Consider the following 24,333-nt stretch of genomic DNA (forward strand, 5'->3'; position numbering starts at 1 on the left):
CCTTGCGTGGCATGTCCACGGCGAAGGGATCAGTGTGAGCGTTTTTCCAGGTTCGAACTCCATCGAGGCGAGCGAAAATTTGCTTGCATTGACAGGAGCTCAGCTCGGAATCTGGAACGCGCAGAGACTTGATCCGGAATCGCGGAGTTATCTCGTCGGCGAGGTGCTGGAGATTACCGGCGACGACGCTATCGACACCGCACTGCTGTCGGATGCCATCAGAGCGACGATCGGCGAGGCCGAGACCATGCGGCTGCGCATGATCGAGACGCCGGACGGGCCTCGTCAGATTATTTCCGACGCTCCCGTGGGGGATATCCCCGTTGTCGACCTGCGGGCGGAGCGCGACCCCGTTGCGGTTGCGCATGCTCTTGTCGACGCCGAACGTGGTCGGGCGTCGGAGTTCTGCCGGGCGATGGTGGAACGCCCGCTGTACACGTACTCGCTGATCAGACTCACAGATCGCGAAGTCTGGTGCATCCAGCTCTATCACCACCTGATCGTCGACGGATACAGCGCCGCAATGATCTCGCGTCGAGTGGCCGACCACTACACCGCACGCAAGCGCGGAAGTGACATAGCGCCAACACGATTCGGCTCGATCGAACAGCTGATTGCCGAGGACGAGGAATACCGCGGCGGTGAGCAGTTTGCCGAGGACCGGGACTACTGGCGTGACGCCCTGACTCCGTTGCCGGCGTTGGACGGTCGAGGTAAGCAGGTTGCCGGGCCCGCAGAGCGCACAATTGCGGTCCGCAGCGTGATGTCTGCCGACACCCTGACCCAACTCAAGGCAGTAGCTGCCAGGACCGGGACAACCTGGGCCGAAGGCCTCATCGCCTGTTATGGAGCCTTCCTGCACCGTCTGCTGGGCGAGTCGGATGTGGTCATCGCGATGCCGCTCATGGCCAGGGTCGGGCGCACGGCACTCCGGACTCCTGCGATGGCCGTCAATGTGCTGCCATTGCGCCTGACGGTCCGCAGCGGTGACCGACTCGGTGACCTGAGCCGGCAGGTCGCGGCGTCGATGAAGGGTATGCGTGCCCATCAGCGTTACCGCGGAGAGAACCTGGCCCGCGATCTCGCGGTGGCCGGCAGTGGCGCGTTGCTTCACGGAATCGGTATCAATCTCAAGGCATTCGACTTCGCCTTGGATTTCGCAGGCGGTGTGGGCGTGCTGCGTAACGTTGCGGGTGGACCGCCTGAGGACCTCGGCTTGACCGTCACTCCGATTGCAGACGGTGAAGTGCTCCTCGGGTTCGAGGTGGACGCTCGCACCAACACTCGGGAATCGGTGGAACGACGGCTAGCGGGATTTGTCAGCATCATCGACGCGATGGTGGGGGAGAACGACCCGGCCGTCGGGCAGGTGGACATACTTTCCGCGGCCGAGAGCGACCGACTCCTGGTCGACCGCGGCAGCGCGCCGACCGCCGAACCGATCGACCACGTCGTGGATGTGTTCGATCGTGTTGTCGCCCAACAGTTCGAGGCGACTGTCCTCGTGTGCGGCGACGACCGTTTGACCGGCGGCGAGTTGGGCGCTCGGGTGTACCGTCTGGCTCGCGCGTTGCGAGCCCGCGGCGTCGGACCCGACGACATTGTCGGGATCGCACTGCCGCGTACGGCGGACATGGTTGTCGTGCTTCTTGCGGCGCTTGAAGCCGGCGGCGCCTACGTCGCACTTGATCCGGAGCATCCGGTGGAGCGGCTGCGGGTTCTGATCGACGATGCGAAACCGAAGGTTCTGCTCACCACAGATGCTCTGGCGGAGCAGCTTTCGGGGGATTCCCGGCCGGATCCATTGGCCGTGGACTCCGAATCGCTGCGAGACGAACTCGCGGATTACTCCGATCGTCCTCTCGCCGCGAGTGAACTGGCTGCCTCGCGCCACGCGGACCACCTTGCTTACGTCATCTACACGTCCGGATCGACCGGGACACCGAAAGGTGTTCTGGTGCGCAGCGGCGGCCTCGCGCATTTGCTGCATCACCACAGTGCAACGATCTACCGTGACGCCGCGAATCGAGTGGGCGAGCGCCAACTGCACACTGCTCATACGGCGTCGTTTGCCTTCGATGCATCGCTCGACCAACTGCTGTGGCTCCTGTGTGGTCATCGCGTACACGTGTACGACGAAGAGCTTCAGAAGGACGCAGACGCACTGGTTTCCGCGTTCGCGCGTGATCGGATCGACGTCGTCGACACCACGCCGTCGATGGCTACGGCACTGGTCGAGCATGGATTGCTGACCGGCGCGCACCCGCTTGCCTTGTTGGTTGTCGGCGGTGAAGCGGCGCCGCCCGCGCTCTGGGACGCCATCATCGCCGCGAACGTGCCGGCCCAGAACCTGTACGGACCCACGGAAGCGACCGTCGACGCGATTGCTACTGCCGTTCAAGGCGCCGAACCCCGAATTGGCTACCCGCTCGCGGGAACCCGCGCGTATCTCCTCGACAGTGCGTTGAAGCCGGTGGCGGACGGCGAGCGCGGGGAGCTCTATCTGGCCGGCCCTCAGTTGGCCAGGGGATACCTCGGGCGGGAAGCCGCGACGTCCGAGAGATTTGTCGCAGACCCCTTCGGTGCTCCCGGTGATCGCATGTACCGGGCCGGCGACCTTGCCCGTTGGGTACCGGGGCGCGGATACGAGTTCATCGGCCGCGGTGACAAGCAGGTCAAGATTCGTGGTCATCGCATCGAACTCAGTGAGGTCGAAGCGATTCTGGGTAGCGTGCCCGGCATCGGCGGTGCTGCCGCCGTTATCCGCACGGACGGCGGACGGCCGAGTTTGGTCGGCTACGTCGTGGCAGTGGCCGGTGCCACTCTGCCGCCGCAGGACGAATTACGCCGTGATCTTGCGACCCGGGTGCCGGATCATCTGGTGCCGTCAGTTGTCGTAGTGTTGTCTGAACTTCCCGTCACTGTCAACGGGAAACTCGATCGTGCGGCGCTACCCGCTCCGATTCTGGAATCGGAAGGACGCGCAGCATCCACGCCGCGTGAGCAGATTCTCTGCGCTGTTGTCGCAGAAGTTCTGGGACGAGAACGAGTTGGTGTCGACGAGGACTTCTTCGGTCTCGGCGGCGACAGCATCACTGCGATCAGCGTCAGTAGTCGGCTACGTGCCCGCGGAGTGATCGTTGCTCCGAAAGAACTTCTGGCGCAGCGCGATTTGGGGACCATCGCAGCGGCAGCCCGTGAGGTGGACGAGGACGATAATCGTGTTGCTGCAGTAGTCGATGTTGCGACGGGCATGGTCATCGCGCCACCGATTGTGCGCGCACTGACCGACAAGAACCTCACAGACGAGTCGATTGCGGGCTATGCACAGTGGACAGCCGTGCGCCTCGACGAGGTGGTCGCGTTCGACGACATCCGATCAGGGGTCCAGACGATCATCGATCGTCACGATGCATTGCGACTTCTGCTGCGACGGGGATCCGACGGCGGCACTACCGAATTGATCGTTCGCGATTCCGGAGCGGTGGTCGCAGAGGGGCTCGTCGGTGAAATAGCCGGAAGCGGTGACGCTGAACTGATCCGGCGCACCGCCGAAGAATCCGCGGCGCAACTCGATCCGCGCGCGGGCAACCTCCTGCGCGTCGTGTTGCTGCGAACCCCCACCGATCAGCCTGATCAGTTGATCGTCATTGCGCACCACTTGATAGTCGACGGCGTTTCCTGGCGAATTCTGCTACCCGACCTGCACGAGGCAACCGATGCTGCGCGCGAACGCCGATCTGCCAAGCTCGGCGCCTCAGGAAGTTCGTGGCGTCGACACGCGGGCCTGCTCGCGGAGTTCGGGGCCGCTGGCACACTGCGATCAGAACTCGACTACTGGAAATCGGCTGCCGGCATTTCGGTAACCGGCGGCGCGCACACTGCACCGATCGGCGCTCGTCGACTCGATCCCGCGACAGATACCGTCAGCACCGCGGCTCGCACCGTAACCGTGGCGTCGGCTGCAGTGACCGAAGCGGTCCTGACCAGGCTTCCTGCGGCGTACCGGGCGCGGGTGGACGAACTCTTGCTGGCAGCGTTGATGTTGGCGGTCCGGTCGTGGCAGAACAGCCGTGGGCAGGAACTGGGTGATGCGCAGACAGTGACGGTCGAAGGACACGGGCGTGATCCGCTGACCGACGACACCGACTTCGCCGGGACGGTCGGCTGGTTCACCAGCGAGTTCCCCGTATCGGTTCCCACCGACGCGATCTCGAGCCGCGACGCACTTGCCGACGCTCTGAGCGGCGGAGCGGCGGCCGGGGCATTGCTGCGTAGCGTCAAGGAGTCGAAGCGTGCTGTTCCGGGCGGTGGCGTCGGCTACGGTGTGCTGCGCTACCTGGATCCTGTTGCAGCGCCGGAATTCTCCGATGTTGTTTGTCCTGAACTGTTGCTCAATTATTTGGGGCGCTTCCCGTCGTTGCCGGGGACCGGGTGGAGGTTACCCGAGCAGGACGCGTTCTCCGTGATCGAACCGGCATCCAAGGCGATGTCGGAAGTACTGGCGCTCAATGCGTTTGTGCGCGAGGACGGCGACCCCCAGCTTGCTGTCGAGTGGACGGCAGCGAGTCAGGTGCTGGGCGCCGCGGCCGTCGATGAACTGCAGAGGCATTGGGACCAGGCTCTCGCGGCGCTCACCGCGCATGCGGCGCTCTGTGCCGGTGGATTGACCCCCTCCGATTGCTCGGCTGATTGGGTCGATCAGGACGGCATCGACGAACTGGAGTCGGTTCACGGCCCACTCGCCGATCTTCTCCCGTTGTCCCCGTTGCAGGAAGGTTTGCTGTTCCACGCTGTTCGTGACGGCGTTGCCGACGTCTACACCCTCACCGCTCGATTTGATCTCACCGGTCCACTGGACGATGCGCGACTGGCCGACGCATTCGAGACGGTGATCGACCGGCACCCGAACCTGCGCGCCGCGTTCCACTACGAACAGTTCGATCGGCCGGTACAGGCAATTCCGCGTTCGGCCAAGGTCTCCTGGAGATCGGTCGATCTGTCAGCGGTGCCGAAGACGGCGGCGCTGCGGTCGGCGCAGCGGTTGGAGGACGAGGCTGCCGAGCACATCTTCGACGTCGGAAGGCCACCGCTGTTGCGCGCCCTCCTGATTCGGCTACCCGGTGACGTCCATCGGTTGATCCTCAATGCACATCACCTGCTCACCGACGGCTGGTCGACTCCCATCGTCCTGCGCGAGTTGATGAACGTCTATCACGACGGTGATGCTGGTCTGCCGGCGCCGACTCCGTACCGGGACTACCTGGCGTGGATCGCCGACCGTGACGAGGATGCGCAGCGGGCAGCGTGGAGCGAGCGTCTGCGTGGGCTGACCTCTCCGACGCTCGTGGCAGATGGGCGACCGGAACGAGGCGTGCCGGTGCAGGTCCCGGTTCCACTGTCGGAATCGGACGCCGCAGCGTTGATCGAACTCGGACGCGTCCGCGGTTTGACTGTCAACACTCTGGTCCAAGGGGCCTGGGCTGCAGTCCTTGCCGAGCTGACGGGGCAGTGGGACATTGTTTTCGGAGCCACAGTCTCCGGTCGGCCCGCAGATCTTTCCGGTGTGGAAGCAATGGTCGGATTGTTCAGCAACACGATTCCCGCGCGGCTCGACATTGTTGCCGACGTGCCTCTTCTCGACCAGTTTGCCGGTCTGCAGAACGCACAATTCGATATCCAGGACATCGAGCACGCGAGCCTCGCGGAGATCGAGCGAATCGCGGGAATCGGGCAGCTGTTCGACACTCTTCTCGTATTCGAGAATTTCCCGAATTCCGGAGCCGGTCAGCCCAGTTCGCACGAGCTGCGAGTCAGCAGCTTCACGAACCGTGGTGTCACGCACTACCCGATGACGCTGATGGCGCCGCCGAGCCTGGGCCTTGATCTTGTGCTCTATCACGATCCGGCTGCCATTCCCGCAGCAATCGCTGCGCGGGTGGTGACGCGGTTGGGTGAGATTCTGACCAGTGTTGTCCATTCGCCGTCGTTGCCAGCGGGGGACCTCCTTGATGTCGTGAAGCGCGCGCCGGTGCGCAGACCTTCCGCGCCGCCGATTGTGTCGGACGAGGTTGCTCCCCGCGTCGTCGACCCTGTCGTCGTGGATGTGTTGTGCCGTTGCGCTGCAACGGTGTTGGATCTTCCTGTGGTGAGTCCGGCCGACAACTTCTTTGCGCTCGGCGGCCATTCACTGACCGCCATGCGCCTGGTGGGAAGCCTGCGCAAGTTGGGCTTGCGGGTGTCGGTATCGGATGTGTTCGATACGCCGACCCCGTTGGGGCTGGCCGCAGTCGCGCGGATTGACAACGTAAAGTTTGTCGGGCTCGAGCAGGGCTCGGCTGTGACACCCGCTGTGGACGTCGTCGAGGTTCAGAGCGAGGTAGGGCGTAGCAGTGCAGCGCCGGGAAATCCTGACGACGAACGGTATTGGGTTCAGGCGCTCGGTGACCTGCCACTCGAAATGGAACTTCCGTACGATCGAACGCCATCTGCGGCATACCGCGCCCACACGTATATTCGGCACCTGGGCGTGACCGTCGACCGCGATTCGGTGCTGCTCGCCGCTGTAGCCACCACACTGAGTACCTTCGGCGCGGGACGCGACTTCGCTGTCGAGTTGGTGGACGCCGAAGCGGAGTCGATCATTCGGGTCGACCTGAGTGGCCGACCGACCTTTGCCCAGATCGTGGACCGCGTCGAGGATGCCATATCCGGCGCCCGCGCCCATAGTGATGTGAGTGTCGATCGACTCGCCAACCTCCTGGGTCGCTCGCGGGTGAGTCTGTGTGCCGCTCGCGTGGGTCGTACGGGTGAGGCTGTCGTCGATCTCGAGTTCAGCCGCGCAGGCTCCGAGGTTCACCTGACCGTCAACGCCGAGGTATTCGACGGATCGACCGCTGATGCGCTACTCGACACCGTGATGTCGGTACTCGAACACGGTGCTCGATGCGCGGATGTTGCTGTCGCCGAATTGCTACCGACAGGCGCTCATCCGCATGACGACCCGCCGCGGCGGCTCGAGGCTCCCGCCGGAATTTCGATCCAGTTCGAGCGGAACGTCGCCGCGGCGCCCGATATGGTCGCGCTGGTCTCCGGCGAGTCGACGCTTACCTACCGCCAATTGTCCCGACGAGTAGACGCCTTGGCGCGCGAACTTGTTGCCGCCGGTGCTGGGCCGGAGCAGGTAGTTGCCGTTGCCCTGGACCGATCCGCGGATCTGGTGGCAGGACTGCTGGCGGTGCTGCGCATCGGTGCGGCATACCTACCACTCGATCTCGATTACCCGGTCGAGCGGCTCGAATTCATGATCGAGGACGCGGCGCCTGTCTGCGTTCTGACGAGTTCGGATGCCGCAGGGCAACTTCCGTCGAGTACCCCGGCGGTGGTGCTCGTGGACGGCGCACTGACGGGTTCGGATGTTGTCCTTGCAGATCCACGACCGGCCGGCGAGCACCTTGCCTACGTCATTCACACCTCGGGTTCGACGGGCCGACCCAAGGGCGTGATGGTCAGCACCGCCAATCTCGCGGCATTCGCGGAGACCGTGATCGGCGATCATTGGATCAGGCCAGGTGATCGCATTGTTGCGGTGACCACGGTGTCGTTCGACATCGCCGCGCTGGAACTGTTGTGTCCGCTGGCAGCCGGTGCCACCGTTGTCCTTGCCGACCGCGGAACTGTCCGTGATCCGGATGCCCTGCTGGACTTGATCACGCGAAGCGGCGCCACCGTCATGCAGGCAACTCCGTCGCTGTGGCGAGTTGTCACGGAGCACGAGCATGCCTACCGACTTCGGCAGGTTCGAGCGTTGGTGGGAGGAGAAGCACTCCCACAGGATTTGGCAGACGATCTCGTGACATTCTGCGCCTCGGTGCGCAACGTGTACGGACCCACGGAAGCGACTGTGTGGGCGACGTCGGCGGTACTCGAACATGATGATCGGGTCACAATCGGGCGCCCGTGGACCGACGTCCACGTACGGGTGCTCGACGACGATCTGCGGAACGTTCCGGAAGGTGTTGCCGGCGAACTGTATCTGGGCGGTACGCAGGTTGTTCGTGGATACCTGAACCGGCCGGATCTGACGGTGGCCAGATTTGTGGCGGATCCGAGTGTGCCGGGTGCCCGCCTGTACCGCACGGGTGATCTGGTTCGGCGCAGGAACGGTGTCTTGCACTTCCTGCGGCGGGCAGACGATCAGGTGAAGGTCCGCGGATTCCGTATCGAACTCGGTGAGGTCGAGGGCGCTCTCTGCGCGGTGAGTGGCGTATCCCGCGCCGCAGCCACGGTCCGCCTGGACGCCGCCGGCATCGGAAGTCTGCACGGATATGTTGTGGCCGAAGCAGGTACCGGCCTCGATTCGGGCCTGGTTCGTAAGGAAGTTGCGTTGCTGCTTCCCGAACACATGGTGCCGCAGACACTTACGGTGTTGGACGCGCTTCCGCTGACGCTCAACGGAAAAGTCGACCGCAAGGCGCTTCCCGAAACGGCGCCGGAACGGTTGCGCCGGCCGTTGGTGACCGTCGACTCCGATCGGCGGGCACGACTCGACATCCTCAGCCCCGGTTGGTGGGATGTGTTGCCTCTCGGTCCGTTGCAGGAAGGCATGTACTTCCAATCGGTACTCGACGGCGCCGGCGGAACTGACGTCTATCACATGCAGCCGCGGTTCGAGTTCTCAGCGGAAGCCGATGTCGACGTGTCCGCGCTGCGTGCGGCGGGAGATGCACTTCTGCGTCGTTACCCGAACCTACGTGCCGGCTTCACTCACGCGGGGTTCGACGCACCGGTTCAGTTTGTTCCGCAGGCAGCCCGCATGCCGTTCCGAGAAGTTGATCTGAGCGACACCTCGGTCGGCCAGATCGACAGTGCAGTACGGGCACTCGACGAAGCAGAGTTCGCCACCGTTTTCGACCTGAACGCTCCACCGTTGATCCGAATGGTGCTCGCGTGGTTGCCCGGCGGCGGCGCGCACCTCGTCTTCACCCAGCACCACCTGCTGACCGACGGTTGGTCACAAACGCTGATGTACGCGGAACTGTTTGCGCTGTACGAATATGCTCGTTCGAACGGCACAGATCCGGTCCACCTGGATTCGGCGTTGGAAACTCCGGCAGATTTCCGTGATCACCTGCGCTGGATCGCCGAGGCAGATCGCCCGGAGGCGCTTGCATCGTGGAAGAGTTATCTGGCCGACCTCGAACAGCCGACTCTCGTCGGCGGTACCGGCTCAGGCGGTAGTGCGCCGCTTCCGGTGTTCACCCGAGTTGTTTTGGACCAGAGCATCAGTCGTGACGTGCGGGACCTTGCCCGCAAGACAGGTGTGACTCTGTCCACGGTTGTCTCCACGGCGTGGGGCCTGGCGCTGCGCGCGGTGACCGGTCGCGACGACGTGGTCTTCGGTTCGACGGTGTCAGGGCGCACGCCTGAGGTGGACGGCGCCGACCGGATGGTGGGTTTGGCGCTCAACACCATTCCGGTGCGCATGAATGTCCGGCCGGGGGAGCGGATTTCCGACCTGCTCGGACGATTGTTCCGCGAGCAGGGATCACTGCTCGAGCATCACCACGTGGGGCTCGGCGACGTTCAACGCGCTGCCGGATTTGCCGCACTGTTCGACACGCTCTACGTATTCCGCAATACCCCCCGCGATGAGCAGGCACGCCAGGACACGTTCGGGCGCAGCGGAATCGTCGGATTCGACGCGGTAGACGGCACCCACTACGCACTCACACTGGACGTTGATCCGGGTGTAGGCGACGCGTCGATGGCCCTTGTTCTCGAGAACCGACCGGACCTGGTTCCGGACGACGTGGCGCACGACGTTCTGGCTCGAACCGAATCCATCCTCGAACTGATGGCACGTTTCGATGCGGCGACGGTGGCCGACACGGCTGTTCCGCGTGCACAGACGCCCACCGAGTTCATGTCGCAGCGCGTCACGATGCCCCTTCCCGGCGAGCCCGGCGGCAGCGTAGACGCGTTGCTGCGAGAACGCGCGAGCGCAACACCTGACGACACAGCACTCGTATTCGGCGACGTCACATTGAGCGCCGCGCAGATGAACATGCGAGTTGATCGGCTGGCGCGAATACTGGCGTCGTCCGGTTCGGGTCCGTCCAGCGTCGTTGCGCTCGCACTTCCGCGTACAGCGGATCACGTCGTGGCGATCTTTGCCGTCATGCGAACCGGAGCTGCTTACCTTCCGCTGGATCTGGCGCATCCCACTGCCAGGCTGCAGGAGCTGATCGAAGACAGCAATGCTGCCGTGGTGATCACTACGGCCGATCAACGCGATCTCATCGCTGCCGAGGGGCGGACAAGCATTGTCATCGACCTGCCGAATGTCGCTGACATCCTTGACGGCCGCGTAGGCGCACCCACTGTTGCCGATGCAGCTGTAGGCGGTCCGACATCGGCGGATCAGCCTGCATACGTGATCTACACGTCCGGCAGCACCGGAAAGCCCAAGGGCGTTGTGGTGGGCCACCGCGGACTGACCACGATGTACCACAACCACAAGGTCGAAATCTTCACGCCGGCCGAGAACAGTGCTGCGGGGCGACGCTTGCGCATCGCGCACACGGTGTCGTTCTCGTTCGACATGTCGTGGGAAGAGCTGTTCTGGCTCCTCGCCGGCCACGAGGTCCATGTGATCGACGAGCAGGCGCGGCTCGATCCCGTGTCGTTGGTCAAGCACTACCAGTCCGTCGGCATCGATGTAGTGAACGTGACGCCCTCGTACGCACGGGAATTGATGGCGGCCGGACTTCTCGACGGTGATCACACTCCGGCGCTGGTCATGCTCGGCGGCGAAGCAGTTCCCGCGGAACTGTGGTCGCGACTGCGAGATCAGGACGGCGTCGACGGCTATGACCTGTACGGACCCACCGAGTTCACGATCAATGCGATGGGCTCGCCGGTTCGGGCAAGCGCCACTCCGTGCTTGGGCCGGCCGATTCTCAATGCGTCGGCGCGGGTGCTTGATTCAGGCCTGCGCGAAGTCCCGATTGGCGCCGCGGGGGAGTTGTACATGTCCGGTGACGGAACAGCACTGGGCTACCTCGATCGGACTGCACTGACGTCGTCGGTGTTTGTCGCGGACCCGTTCAGTATCGGCGGGCGCATGTACCGGACCGGCGACGTAGTGCGCCGACGACGCGACGGAGAACTCGAATATCTCGGACGCGCAGACCATCAGGTGAAGATCCGAGGAATCCGGATCGAGTTGGGAGAAGTGGAATCTGCACTGGCAGCGTGCCCAGGAGTGCTTCGCGCCGCGGCAACCGTTCGGCGTGACAACGGCGCGGCTCCACGGCTGGTCGGCTATGTGATACCTGAAACAGGTTGTGTGCCGGTAGATCTCCGATCCGCACTGCGGGAACGTGTACCAGCGCATCTGGTTCCGTCGGATATTGTCACGGTCGATTCGATTCCACTGACACCGAACGGAAAGCTGGACCGGGCGGCGTTGCCCGCGCCGCCGACGAGGGCTGCGGCACGCGAGCCCCGAACGGAGACCGAAAGGCAACTGTGCCAGGTCTTTGCGCGTGTTCTCGGTGTCGACGGCGTCGATCCGGAAGAGAGCTTCTTCGACCTCGGTGGAGACTCGTTGCGCGCCATGCGATTGGTGGGGGAAGTGGAACACGAACTCGGAATCGGAGTCGGCGTGGGAACGCTGATGGCACGGCCGAGCGTTGCCGAACTTGCCGCCCATATTGCAGACTGTCCACCTGACATGGACTTGCGCCGTGATCACCTGGTGTCGCTCCGGGCCGAAGGCGCCGCCGAACCGTTGTTCTGTGTTCACCCGGCCGGTGGATTCGCGTGGCCCTTCGCTCCGCTGGCCGGTGTGCTCGAGGCTGACCGTCCGGTGTTGGGCCTGCAGTTGCCGACCCTCACGGGCGAAACCCTCGCGGCTACGAACGTGGATCAACTGGCCTCGATGTACGTCGAGACGATTCGCAGTGTGCAGCCAGACGGTCCCTATCACCTTCTCGGATACTCGTTCGGTGGCAACGTCGTTCACTCGATGGCGGCTCAACTGGTGACAGCGGGATACACGGTAGCGTTCACCGGGCTGATCGACACGCACCCGCTCGGAACGTCGCCACGTGAACACCTGGAAGACCGCGGCGCTGAACCCGATTTGGCCGCAGCCTTGCCGCCGGAGCTCCTCGCGCAAGCGCCCGCCCTGGTGGAGTTGGTGCACGCCGGGTTTGATGCCACTCGTTCACTGGCGTCCGGTTCGGTTGACCCGAATTACGCTGGGTCAGTTACTCTGATCACCGCCGACGCGGGTGTGTCCGGAGAAGTGCTGGCCGATCGCTGGCGCAGAATCCGGGGCGACCAGGAACTTTCAGTCCACCACCTACCGTTCGACCACGCCGGATTGGTGACCCCAGCCGGATGGGCGGCAATTGCGCCACTGCTCGACAGTCATCTGTCGCAGCCCACAAACCACACAGTTGGAAACACAATGGGAGTTGAATGATGAAGTCCACACCGCCCTTCGCGATTCGGAGTTGGCGACGATTCGTCGCGATTGCGGGCCTGTTGATCGTCGCCCTCGTCGCGATGATCGGATGCAGCAGCGCGTCCTCGGACGAGCCTGCCAAGGCAGATGAACCTACGACGCGCGTCATCGAAACCGAGAAGGGTTCCGTCACCGTACCGGCGTCGGCCGAACGCATCGTAGTGCTCAGCGGTGGCCTCGCCGGTTACCTGTACGCGCTCGACGCGCCTGTAGTTGCAACCGACACACGCGTTTTGGGTGTCACGAACCTCGACGGCGGCTTCCCGCCGGCCTGGTCGGACGCCGCAAAGGCTCAGGGCACCAAGGAATTGCCTGCCGGTGAGCAGCTCAGTGTCGAAGCTGTCGCGGCAGCTGCGCCCGACCTCATCATCGGTGGTGGACAGGGTGTCACTTCGGTGCAGGCTGAGGAACTCTACGACCAGCTCACCGCAATCGCACCGACCGTCTTGGTCCCCAGGACCGTTGCCGCGTGGGACAAGCAGCTCGAGATCGTCGCCGACGCAGCCGGCCGCTCCGACCAGGTCCCTGCCCTGATGGATGCCTACAACGCGAAGGTCAAAGAGGTCAAGGGCAAGATCAAGGTCCCCGAGGGCAACGTCGTCTACATCCTCTCGCTCGCGAACAACAAGCCGTACCTCGTTCCGCCGACGGCAGCTCTGCCCGCCATGCTCGCTGAACTCGGATTCAAGGCCGACGACGTCATGACGAAGGCCGGAAACCCGCAGCTCTTCGGTTCGGGTGACTCGTTCGAGGTCAGTCCGGAATTGCTGTCGCAGGTTGCCGATGCTCCTGTCGCGTTTGTCATTCCGGTGTCCGGTCGCCCGATGGCCGAACTTGCCACCGATCCGCTGTACTCGCAGCTGCCGTCCTTCCAGACCGGAAAGACGTTCGAGCTCCCCGCCACCAGCTACCGTCCTGACTACGACGGCGCAATGGCAACGCTCGACCTGATTGGTCAGACCTTCGGATGACCCGACTCGGTGGGCTGGTGATCGATATATCACCATTGCGGACCAGCCGTCCCTTCCGGTACGCGTTCTCCGCACGAATGATCTCGCTTCTCGGGATCGGATTACTTGTCGTAGCCGTTCCCGCGCAGACGTACCAGCTCACCAAGTCGACCTTGCAGGTTGCCGGAGTATCCACGGCGATGGCCATCGCCATGTTCGTCGGCAGTCTGTTCGGTGGGGTGCTCGCCGATCGATACGATCGGCGACGCACTATCCAACTTGCCCGCAGCGCTGCGGGTCTCGGTTTTGTGATCCTCGGGTGCAACGCCCTGCTTCCGGATCCGTCGATGTGGGTCATCTATGTCGCAGCGGCGATCGACGGCTTGGCCGGCGGTGTCAGTAGCTCGGCATTGATGGCCTTGATGCCGGCGCTGCTGCCTCGCGAGAAGATGGCGGCTGCCGGCGCACTGGTGGCGTTGACCACCGATGTCGGGACGATGATCTCCCCGGCAATCGCCGGCGTGATCATCGCTTCCGGCGGGATCCCGGTGACGTACTTCGTCGCTGCAGCGGCCACGGCGGGCACGGTCACTCTCTTCCAGGCCGTCGGACCGACGCCGGCACCCGGAACCAACCACGAAAGCCCGGTACGCGCTCTTGTCACGGGGGTGAAGTTCGCGGGAACCCACACCGTGATCCGGGGAATCCTGATCAGTGGATTGCTGGTCATGTTCGTCAGTGGTCCGATGGTCCTGCTTCCCGCCTTTGTCGACGACGTACTCGGCGGTGGCCCGACGATGCTGGGTCTGCTGTACGCGGCACCGGCAGTGGGCGCAGTGATCGGTTCGCTGACCAGCGGGTGGACCGGGCGCGTTCACCGCAGCGGCGCAGCCATGCTGATATCGGTGGCGCTCATGCCACTCGGCTTGGTGATTCTCGGGGCTTCGGGGGCGGCATTCCTCGCCTTCCTCGGCCTCGCCGGATTCGGGCTCGGCCGAGCCCTCAACGACATCTTGCGATTTGCCGTTCTGCAGCAGAACACCCCGGACGAATTGCGTGGACGCGTATCGAGTCTGTGGATGGTGCAGGCAGTTACGGGTACTGCGATCGGGTCCATGGCAGCGGGATTCCTCGGGCAGTGGCTCGAACCGGGAACTGCGTTGCTGGCCCTGGGTCTCGCAGGCCTGGCGTTGGGATTGATACTCCTTGCAACCTTGGGTTCGGTGCGGCGGGTAACTTCGGAGGTAATCGTGCTCGATCGCCCCGAAACTGCGGTGCAGGATATTGCGGTGCGGGAAAAGGAAGGTAGTTCATGAATCGAGGAGACCACCTCGCGACCATCGCCGATGTGCTGGCGGGAACCAGTGGCGCAAAAGTGCCGTACCCCATCGGCATTCGTGAGCTCGAGGTTGTTCGTAGCACCATGGTCGGATCGGGGTTGTTGCGGTTGACGTTGGGTGGACCCGAACTCGACGGGTTCGAGTCGCATGCCCCGGATGAACATGTGCGGCTGGTCTACCCGAACGCGGACGGAACGCTTCGTCTACCCGAGCGCGAGGGAGACATGCTGAAATGGCCGAGGCCGCTGCCTGTCTCGCGTGAATACACCGTGCGTCGCTACGACGCGGACTTGGCGGAGCTGGACATCGACTTCGCGCTGCACGAGGGCGGCTTCGCCTCCGATTGGGCGCAAGCTGTGACGCCGGGAACTCGCATTCATGTGGCGGGGCCGCCCGGTGGGGTCATCGTGCCGTGGACGTACGACCGGTACCTCCTCGCGGGCGACATCACGGCGCTGCCGGCGATCGCCCGATGGCTCGAGATGCTGCCGGAAGCTGCAGCCGGGTGGGCGTTCATCGAAATCGCCGACGCTTCACAGGAAATCGAGTTGGCTGTTCCCGAAGGTGTCGAAGTCCGGTGGTTGCATCGCGGTGATGTCCCAGCGGGACATTCCGATCTGCTCGAGCAGGCAGTACGAAGCGTCACCGTGGCCGAGGGCGAACGCGTCTACGCTTGGATTTCCGGGGAAGCCACCAGCCTCAAGCCGCTTCGCAAGATTGTTCGCGACGATCTGAAGTTGGACAAGGGCGACTACCTGATCACGGGTTACTGGAAGCGCGGCGTCGCCGATTTCGACGAGGACGACGAAGACTGAACCGAGAAAGGCGTCCCCGCGGGGACGCCTTTCTCCGGTTTTCAGAAGAACGTATGGACCGATCCCACGACTCGATAGTTCGTATCGACCTCGGGAATCAGTGACCACTTGTCGAACGTGGTGCATGGGTGCGAGATCCCGCACCCCAGGAGATCACCTACCTGCAAGTCGAAATCCGCCGGCAGGTCGACGTACGCGTGCTGGTCGTTGAGGGCAGTGATTGTCAGTTTCCGAGCCGGTTGATTGGAGCCGTCGCGCCGTCGCAGGAGGACTTTGGGAAAGCCGGCGTCGGAACCCACGTCGCGACGACCGAAGCCCAGAATCGCACGGCCTGGCTCCGGTAGCGAGAGCACAACACCCCAGACCTCGGCAGCTGCCCGCAAGGTGCGTGGACCATCTGCCCAGGGAGAGGTATCGGCGTAGAGGCCGTGATCGTGAGTGACGTAGCAACCACTGCGCAGTACAACGCGCACACCGTTGCTCGCTGCCCAGCGGCCGGCGAATTCGCGGACAACCAGATCGTGGAATGCGCTGCCGCCGAAGGTGACCAGGGGGAGCGGTGCTCTCGGGGAGGTGTTCTCGAACAGGTTCTCTGCCAGGCAGATTTCGGTGAACACCCGCGCGGATGCGAGATACGAATCGACGGAGATGCGGCGGGCAGCAACCGAAGCGCCCGGCATCATGCCCTCGAATCCTTCGACTCCGGTGAGGACTAGAGACTGCGCGTGTGACGCTGCGCGGGCAACGTCGAGAGCCTGATCGAGTGTGCGCGTCCCGGCGCGTCCATTGTCGTATCCGAGCTCGACGAGAACTCTGATGCTGCTGTTCGGTGAGACTCTTGCGATCAACCTTTCCATCAGCTGGATGCTCTCGACGGAGTCGACCAGGGTGGCGACGAAGAATTCGGGATCATTTTTCTGCTCGTCACAGATCCATCGAATACCCGCTGGGTCGAGTACTTGGCTCGCGATGATGATGGACTCGACGCCGAACTCGCGGAGAATGCGGGCCTGCGCAACAGTTGCCGCGGTCATTCCCCACGCGCCGGCGCCCAGTTGTCGGCGAACCAACTCCGGACTCATCGTGGTCTTGGCGTGAGGTGCCAGGTCTACGTCGTGGTCGGCACAGAACTGCGCCATGACAGCGACATTGTGTGAGATCGCTTCACGATTGAGCGTCATCAGCGGAAATGGCAGGTCGCCGTCGAGAGCGGAAATTCCCAGACTCGCGAGGTCGGAGCTACGCAAACCTTGGAGGTCGGCTCCGAAGGCTTTGTGCTCCCAACTGATCGGTGGGTTGGTGTGGTCGGTCATACCGTCGATGTTCATGAGTGAAAGACCTTCTTTTCCGGTCACGAGCGGCGAATTGGTCGACCCGGCAGTGCATCCTCGACAAGGATGCCTCCATCTACGACGGGTATTCCTCCGACCAGTACCCGGCTGATTCCACTGGAAGGCCTCGTACCGTCGACGTAGGTGGCGTTGTCGGTAATTCTAGCGGGGTCGAAAATGACGATGTCGGCGTCATTGCCTGGGCTGATGCGGCCCTTGGACGACATTGCGGGAACTGACTCCTCCAGAATTTGTGCGGGGATCAGTGAGCAACGCGCGATGGTTTCCGACAGCGACAGTAGTCGGCGCTCGCGGTACAGCGTGCGGATTGCACGTGCGTAGGTACCCGCGCCGCGCGGATGGCCGAGCGCAGTCGGGGGCAGCGGCCACCGCAGTGCATCGGCCGGAGTGCGCCTCGGCCAGGTCAGTGGCATGGCGTCGCTGGCTATTGCAGATCGATCGAAAGTCATTGCCCGTTCCAGGATCTCGCGTGTGGGATCCTCGTTCTCGTCGAGGAACTCGACGAGAACCAAAGCGCCGGGGTCGGTGGCACGCAAATGCTCCAGCTGCTTGCGGTCCGCGATACGTTCACCGGTGGGCACGAATGTCAGCGATCGTGGTGTCAGATTCATCAGGTGCAGCTTGTCTGGATCGAGAAACGCAGCTCCGACGGCAGTCGACCCGGAACCGTACGGATACGCCTCCGTCGTGACGCGCGATCCGGCCGCCTGGACCTGCGCCACCACCGACAGCGCATGGTCGACGTGCGCACCCGAGGTGCTGTTGACGTGGCAGTAGTGCATATGTGCGCCGGTTTCGGCTGCAGCACGGGCGATTTCGGCGGCGCCATCCACCGGGCTCGACGGATCCATCGAAATGAGCGGGCGTGCATGGGTATAGGTAGGCACACCCGCTCGGGCGGCGAGTGCCGCGACCTGCAGGTACTCGGTAGGATCGGATTTCGGAGCGTAGCCGACCACGACACCGATACCGAGAGCTCCTGCGGCAAGATCATTTTCGAGGAGCTCGAGAATGTGTGAGCGCTGGGACAGCGTCGGCTCGCCCTGCCAGCTCGGTGCACCGAGGTGATGCAGAAGTGTTCTGATATCACCGTCGGGATCGGCGCCGGCGAGCTCGATCATGCGGGCGTGTGCCCACGATGTTGCGTAACCGTAGTTGATCGGGCGTCCTTCGGACGCTGCTCGCGCGTACGCCTTCGCGACGGGTATGACGCCGGCCTCCAGTTCGAGGGCCGTAGTGACGCCGTCCATCGCCTGCAGTCGTTGTTCGGCGATTTCCTGTCCGTGGCTATGCATGTCGATGAATCCGGGGCAGATCACCTGACCCGTCACATCGATCGTCTGGAGGGCTTCGATCGTGTCGTGGCCCCATGCGGAAACCGTGCCGTCGGTGATCGCGATGCTGCGGACCTCGTCGATACCCGTTGCCGGATCGACCACGCGGCCGCCGGTGAACACGATGTCGTGGACCTGCATAAGCGTTGCACTCCTGTCGTCGGTCGCTAGTGTCCCGATGGTTTCACGGGCGCCGCTGCGGATTCTGGTGTGAACGTCCCAAATGGAGGCGTGCTCACCGTTCGACAGAACAAGATTCTGACGCGCACGAGTGTGAAGGTGAGGGGGATCGACCAACACGGCTGATTCGGATTTGATGGAGGGCACGAATGCACGTCTATATTTCGGTGGACATGGAGGGTATCGCGGGTATCGCGACGCTCGATCAGACGGTTCGCGGTGGTAGCGGATATTCGCGGGCACAGGCGCTCATGACCGCCGAGGCCAATGCTGCAATTGCCGGCGCGTTCGACGCCGGCGCGACAAGCGTCCTGGTCAACGACAGCCATGGAACGATGGACAACCTGATTCATGCTGATCTGGATCCTCGGGCTCGGGTGATTTTCGGTTCTCCGAAGTTGCAGTGCATGGCCGAGGGTTTGACGTCGGATCACGACATTGCACTTTTTGTGGGCTATCACGCGCCTGCGGGTGGGCCCGGCGTTCTGGCTCACACCTTCTCGAGTTTGTTCGCTGACGTTCGACTCGACGGTAAGTCGGTGTCCGAGACCGATGTCAACACTCTGTATGCAGCGACGCAAGGTGTTCCGGTAGGTCTGGTGACCGGCGACGACATCATCTGTGGGCTGGTGGACGCAGCTTCGCCGACGACGGAGACGGTGGAGGTGAAGAAGGCGCATGGTTGGTCGGCCACGAACTCGCTGCCCCCGTCCCTCGCGTGCGAGCACATCCGGGCAGGGGCGGAACGTGCGGTACGCAAGGCCGACACGCTGAAACCCGTTGCGCTCCGGGATGAATGGACGCTCGAGATCGTTCACCCCACGACTACCGCTGCCGAACTCGCGGAGGCTGTACCAGGTTCGAGGAGGATCGCGGACCGCACCATCGCGCACACACTGGGCAGTGTCGACGACATACTCGGTTTGATCACGGTCAACTCACGATTGGCATCGGTCGGGGTCCAGACGATCGTGACGGTTGCCAGTCGTACCTGAGACCGTGGCGAACCTGGGAATGCGGCGAACCTGCGAATTTGGTGACGTACGACGAATTCGAGTCGGAAGGACAGTAGTCCTGCACAAGATCTGCAGGGGTCAGTTCAGCCAGGCTTGACGGTAGTAGTCGATGGCAGTGACAGGAGTACCTGAGAGTGGACAAGAAGACAATGGTGGCGGACTTGGCCGCGTTGGTGAACGCCGAGTCACCGAGCTCGGATCTCGCAGCGGTCGACGCCTGTGCGGACGTGGTGGCCGAGATCGGGGAACGCCATCTCGGAGGTGCGCCGGAACGCATTCGTATCGACGGACGGCAACACTTGCGGTGGTCGTTCGGCGGCGAGCCGAAGGTCATGCTTCTGGGTCATTTCGATACAGTCTGGCCGCTCGGAACACTCGCAGAATTACCCTGGTCGGTCACCGGCAGCATCGCCACCGGACCCGGAGTCTTCGACATGAAGGCCGGCATCGTCCAGCTCTTTCATGCGCTTGCATCTCTCCCGTCGCTCGACGGGGTAGTCGTGCTCCTCAACTCCGACGAAGAGATCGGCTCGCCGACCTCGCGCGCACTGATCGAGGAGCAAGCGCGTCAGGTCGACGCGGTGCTGGTTCTCGAAGCCGCTGCCGATGGTGCGGTGAAGACCGCCAGGAAGGGCATGTCGCTGTACTGCCTTGATATCGAGGGACGCGCGGCGCACGCCGGTCTGGAACCGGAGCGGGGTGTCAACGCTGTCGTGGAACTCGCGCATCAGATTCTGGCTGTGGCAGCACTCGCGGATCCGGCGGCGGGAACGTCGGTGGTTCCCACAGTGATCAGCGGCGGCACCACAACCAATACCGTTGCAGCGCAGTCGCAACTGTGGTGTGACGTTCGGATGTGGTCCGTGAAGGAACAGGAGCGCATCGATCGTTCGATCCGCGAGTTGGCACCGGTACTGGCCGGAAGCCGAATTTCGGTGACCGGAGGACCCAACCGCGGCCCACTCGAGGCCGTGTCGTCGGAAAAGCTGTACTTTCTCGCCCATCAGATCAGTAGCGAGAGCGGGCTGGGGATGCTGCGCGACTGCGCGGTCGGCGGTGCCTCGGACGGAAACTTCACCGCTGCCGTCGGAACCCCCACGTTGGACGGCCTCGGTGCTGTCGGAGGTGGCGCCCACGCAGTTACCGAACACGTGGAGATAGATCAGATGATCCCGCGCGCCACGTTGTTGGCCGGTGTGGTGGCCCGCGTCCTGGAGGGAGGACTGTGACGATGACATCGCCGAACAATGTCCAGCGCCAGAGCGTTCGACTAGCCGGAGGTGTTGTGCCTTCGCGGATGCGGCACGCGATCAGCCAAGCTGAGCACGCCGCTCTCCTTGCGGGCGTCACTGTCGACACCGTCACCGGTCATGCCGAGTTGGAACAGGTATTCGGCCTGTTCGAGAAGGTATGGCAGCCGGAGAACGGAAATCCGCCCGTGCACCGGGACATGATGAAGGCGCTTTCTCACTCCGGTAATTACGTGGCCGGCGCTTTTCGTGGCGGAGACCTGATCGGTGGGTCGGTCGCATTCTTCGAGGAACCGCAGCACCGTTCGTTGCACTCTCACATCACGGGAATCCTACCGACCGTCCAGAACGGCCACATCGGCCTGGCACTGAAACTGTTCCAGCGGGCGTGGGCGCTGGAACGGGGAATTCTTCACGTGCGGTGGACTTTCGATCCCCTCGTTGCGCGCAACGCCTACTTCAACGTCTCGAAACTCGGCGCCTTCCCGATCGAGTATCTGCCGCGCTTCTACGCGCCGATGAACGACAGTCTCAATGGAGGCGCAGACAGCGACAGGTTGCTGATCGACTGGGCAATCGGCAGTAGCAAGGTTTCCGATGTGGTCTCCGGCGTGGGCAAGATCCCGACTCCCGAGTCCTTGGGGGCGAGTGAACTGCTGTCCGTCTCGGCTGCCGGTCTGCCCTTGCTGACGCCGACCGAGAATCGATTTGTCACCGTGGCCACGCCGAATGACGTTTATGCACTGCGTAAGTCAGACCCGGCAGCGGCGAACGATTGGCGACTGGCAGTTCGCGAGGCTCTCGGTGGCGTGCTCGCCGAGAACGGGGTGGTTGTCGCCGTCACCCGGACCGGGAAGTACGTCCTCGATCGTGCGCCGGGAGCAGAATGCGCCAGCGGTTGCGTCGGGATGGAGCGGCTGTGAAAAATCACTATGACACACTTCCTTCAGCGGACGAAGGAGTGATTGACGTGGGCACCGTGCGACCTCGCATCAGTTTGGTGCGGCTTCTCGAAGACGTGGGAACAACGGTGCTGAACCCGGTTGTCGGTGATCCTCAGTCGATGGACGAGGTTTCGTCGGTAGTCATTCACGATCCCGACGACGAATCGCCGTCGACATCAGACTCGATGGTATTGCTCGTCGGGATCAGCGGCGGTGAACGTATCGCGGAATTCGTCGTCGATCTTGCCGAGCGTGGTGTCAAGGTGGTGGTCGCGCGTGTCGGCACTGACCTGAGCACTGTGGACCGGGAGGCCATCGAATCCTCGGGAGCGGTCGTGCTGGCGCTGGCCAGGGGAGTCTCGTGGGTTCAGCTGACAAGCCTGCTCCATTCGGTGTTGGCAGCGCGCAACGAAGTCGGCCACATACATTCTCGTGGCGGCGGCCCGGCGGGGGATCTGTTTTCGTTCGCCAACGCCGTCAGCGCACTCCTGGACGCGCCGATCACGATCGAGGACAGAAGCTCACGGGTCATTGCGTTCTCCGGTCGTCAGGAGGAAGGTGACGGTCCGCGTATCGCGACCGTGCTGGAGCGGCAGGTCCCTGATCAGTACATTCGAGTACTCGAAGAGGCGGGGGTATTCGACCGGCTCTATCGCAGCGACGAACCGGTGTGGGTGCCGGCGGAGACCCTCGGTACCAAGATGGGACGTATCGCAGTGTCCATTCGGGCCGGCGACGAGTTCCTCGGTTCCATGTGGGTGGCACTCACCGCACCGCTGTCGGAAGACCGAACGCGCGCGTTGCTCGATTCGACAGGGTTGATCGCGTTGCAGATGTTGCGGCTACGCGGCGGCGCCGACGCCGAGCGGCGACTGCGCGCAGACCTGATCGCGACACTACTCGACGGCGGGTCCGGTGCGGTCGACGCGATGAATCGTCTCGGCCTCGGGAACGGTCCCGCACTCGTAATGGCCTTGGGCCGAAGGTCTTTCGAAGTATCCTCGAAACCGGATGACGCCGCCCAGGTTGTGCGGCTGACCGACGCTCTGGCCATGCACCTCGGTGCCGTCCACTCGCAGTCGGCGGCTGCCCTCGTCAACGGAACCGGCTACGCGGTGCTGTCGGTACGCGGACATTCCCCCGCAGAAGCCGAGCTACAGGCGTTCCGCGTGGCCTCGGATTTCCTGGACCGCACGGGAGCGTCCGGCGACACGATCATCGGGATCGGCCGCGTGGTGACCAGGCCGGCCCAGTTGAGCCGATCGAAGCGCGACGCCGAACACGCCCTCGAAGTGTTGTTGGCAGGACGAGCGTCGGGCAGCGTTGCTACTTTCAGCAGCGTCCACGTTGACGCCATTCTGTTGGAGATCGCGTCGGAGGCCGCAGCCGAAGGATTCTCGGACCTCGGACCCATCGAGGCGATCGCCAGTCACGACGCCGCGCACGCGACCTCGTTCGTCGACACCCTCGACGCGTGGCTCAACGCATTCGGTGACGTCGGTGACGCTGCGGCGTCATTGCACGTGCATCCCAACACTTTTCGGTATCGACTCAGCAAGCTGAAGGGTATGGCTGCGCTGGATCTCGATGATCCGGACGTTCGCTTCCGGTTGATGGTGCATCTTCGTCTGCGCGGACCGCGCTAGTTTTCAGCCGAAAAATGCGGGTCGCGTTGAATTCTCAGCGCGACCCGCATTCTTTGCATCAGCTGTTGTTACGGAGTGCTTCGACGGCGATACGGCCGACAGTTCCGATCGAGGCGTCGATTTTCGGTGCCCGTTTGGTGAGTTCGTGCGACTTGGTGAAGACGCCGACGGCGTAACGCTTGCCGTCCGGGTACGACACGACACCGGCTTCGTTTCGTACCAGTCCCAGGGTGCCGGTCTTGGCGGCGACAGTGACCTCGTCGGGGAAACCGGAAGAAAGGCGGTGCGGCCAGACCTGCTTGCTCATGATCGTTCGGACCTCGTCGCAGGCCGATGCCGGTCCGGCTTCGTCGCGCCAGATTGCAGCCAGCAACGCGGTGATCTCACGAGGAGTGCTCGAATTGGTGCGGGCCGGATCCATGACGGAAATCGTTCGAAGAATTTCGATCTCGGGGTATTCGAGCAAGGTACCTGCGTCGACCCCGAGATCTTCGTAGACCGTCTTGAACAAGCCGCGGCAGTCGCGGACCAGGTTGGTCTTCTCCAGACCCAGACCGCGCAGCGTCGAAACGATGTTGTCGAGTCCGAGTCGGTGGTAGATGAAGTCGGTGGCGGCGTTGTCGCTGAAGCTCATCATGAGCAGAGCGAGGTCTCGCCAGCTGGCGGTGACGTCATCGGCACAGCCGCCGACACCGATGCCACCCGAGCGGAACTCGGCGGTCACCGTGGCGTGCTCGGTCGGATCAAGGGTGCCGGCCGCTACCGCGCGGGCGTATTCGAGGACAACGGGAATCTTGAAAACGGAGGCGAGGATGACACCGTCGTCAGCGCCGTAGCCGAACTCCTCGCCGGAATCGATGTCACGTGCGTGCACGAACGCATCGGTCTTCGCTTCGGCCAGAACAGCAGTGATCTCCTGCTGTGCGCTGTCAACGTGGGTGGCAGTGTCGGTCATTCGAGGGGCCTTTCGT

The 24,333-nt window shown here is 63.3% G+C and carries 11 protein-coding genes; 8 read left to right on the top strand and 3 right to left on the bottom strand.

Annotated elements, in window-relative coordinates; genetic code table 11:
* The first annotated feature begins 34 nt into the window (after positions 1–34).
* The 4 genes from FFI94_RS12180 to FFI94_RS12195 are packed head-to-tail and all read left to right on the top strand — an operon-like array spanning position 35 to position 15,640.
* Entirely contained in the window at positions 35–12,493 is a 12,459-nt protein-coding gene (locus FFI94_RS12180; protein ID WP_138868093.1) for a non-ribosomal peptide synthetase, read from the top strand.
* Positions 12,493–13,506, top strand: coding sequence for a Fe2+-enterobactin ABC transporter substrate-binding protein (locus tag FFI94_RS12185; protein WP_138868094.1), 1,014 nt, complete (start codon positions 12,493–12,495; stop codon positions 13,504–13,506). Before FFI94_RS12180 ends, FFI94_RS12185 begins: the two co-directional genes overlap by 1 nt.
* Positions 13,503–14,801 carry an enterobactin transporter EntS gene (gene entS / locus FFI94_RS12190; protein ID WP_313905526.1) on the top strand — a complete coding sequence of 433 codons (1,299 nt, stop codon included), beginning with the start codon at positions 13,503–13,505 and terminating at the stop codon, positions 14,799–14,801. The genes FFI94_RS12185 and entS overlap by 4 nt, the downstream gene beginning before the upstream one ends.
* Positions 14,798–15,640: a siderophore-interacting protein gene (locus FFI94_RS12195; RefSeq protein ID WP_138868095.1), complete on the top strand. Its 843-nt coding sequence runs from the start codon at positions 14,798–14,800 to the stop codon at positions 15,638–15,640. Before entS ends, FFI94_RS12195 begins: the two co-directional genes overlap by 4 nt.
* A 41-nt stretch (positions 15,641–15,681) precedes the next feature.
* Here FFI94_RS12195 and FFI94_RS12200 read toward each other — a convergent pair whose 3' ends face one another.
* Together FFI94_RS12200 and FFI94_RS12205 are read right to left on the bottom strand one after the other, a co-directional pair.
* Positions 15,682–16,968 (bottom strand): alanine racemase, encoded by a 1,287-nt coding sequence (locus FFI94_RS12200; RefSeq protein ID WP_138868096.1) that lies wholly within the window; start codon positions 16,966–16,968, stop codon positions 15,682–15,684.
* A 23-nt stretch (positions 16,969–16,991) separates the two neighbouring features.
* Positions 16,992–18,653 (bottom strand): amidohydrolase family protein, encoded by a 1,662-nt coding sequence (locus FFI94_RS12205; RefSeq protein WP_260684029.1) that lies wholly within the window; start codon positions 18,651–18,653, stop codon positions 16,992–16,994.
* A gap of 2 nt (positions 18,654–18,655) precedes the next feature.
* On the opposite strand from FFI94_RS12205, the gene FFI94_RS12210 reads away from it, so the two are divergent.
* The 4 genes from FFI94_RS12210 (at position 18,656) to FFI94_RS12225 (ending at position 23,362) form a co-directional block, all read left to right on the top strand.
* Positions 18,656–19,501, top strand: coding sequence for a M55 family metallopeptidase (locus FFI94_RS12210; protein ID WP_138868097.1), 846 nt, complete (start codon positions 18,656–18,658; stop codon positions 19,499–19,501).
* A gap of 155 nt (positions 19,502–19,656) precedes the next feature.
* Positions 19,657–20,751, top strand: coding sequence for a M20 family metallopeptidase (locus tag FFI94_RS12215; RefSeq protein WP_138868098.1), 1,095 nt, complete (start codon positions 19,657–19,659; stop codon positions 20,749–20,751).
* Positions 20,752–20,753: 2 nt separating this feature from the next.
* Positions 20,754–21,695, top strand: coding sequence for a GNAT family N-acetyltransferase (locus FFI94_RS12220; RefSeq protein ID WP_260684030.1), 942 nt, complete (start codon positions 20,754–20,756; stop codon positions 21,693–21,695).
* A gap of 47 nt (positions 21,696–21,742) precedes the next feature.
* Positions 21,743–23,362 carry a CdaR family transcriptional regulator gene (locus FFI94_RS12225; protein WP_138868100.1) on the top strand — a complete coding sequence of 540 codons (1,620 nt, stop codon included), beginning with the start codon at positions 21,743–21,745 and terminating at the stop codon, positions 23,360–23,362.
* A gap of 58 nt (positions 23,363–23,420) precedes the next feature.
* Here FFI94_RS12225 and FFI94_RS12230 read toward each other — a convergent pair whose 3' ends face one another.
* On the bottom strand, positions 23,421–24,317 hold the full coding sequence (locus FFI94_RS12230; protein ID WP_138868101.1) for a serine hydrolase: 897 nt from the start codon (positions 24,315–24,317) through the stop codon (positions 23,421–23,423).
* Positions 24,318–24,333 lie beyond the last annotated feature (16 nt).

The organism is Rhodococcus sp. KBS0724 (assembly GCF_005938745.2).
Taxonomy (GTDB): Bacteria; Actinomycetota; Actinomycetes; order Mycobacteriales; family Mycobacteriaceae; genus Rhodococcus_F.

Bases quoted from the DNA above. Each gene is read 5' to 3' on its own strand.
- FFI94_RS12185 (WP_138868094.1), top strand. From the start codon at position 12,493: ATGAAGTCCACACCGCCCTTCGCGATTCGGAGTTGGCGACGATTCGTC.
- entS (WP_313905526.1), top strand. From the start codon at position 13,503: ATGACCCGACTCGGTGGGCTGGTGATCGATATATCACCATTGCGGACC.
- FFI94_RS12195 (WP_138868095.1), top strand. From the start codon at position 14,798: ATGAATCGAGGAGACCACCTCGCGACCATCGCCGATGTGCTGGCGGGA.
- FFI94_RS12200 (WP_138868096.1), bottom strand. From the start codon at position 16,968: ATGAACATCGACGGTATGACCGACCACACCAACCCACCGATCAGTTGG.
- FFI94_RS12210 (WP_138868097.1), top strand. From the start codon at position 18,656: ATGCACGTCTATATTTCGGTGGACATGGAGGGTATCGCGGGTATCGCG.
- FFI94_RS12220 (WP_260684030.1), top strand. From the start codon at position 20,754: ATGACATCGCCGAACAATGTCCAGCGCCAGAGCGTTCGACTAGCCGGA.
- FFI94_RS12230 (WP_138868101.1), bottom strand. From the start codon at position 24,317: ATGACCGACACTGCCACCCACGTTGACAGCGCACAGCAGGAGATCACT.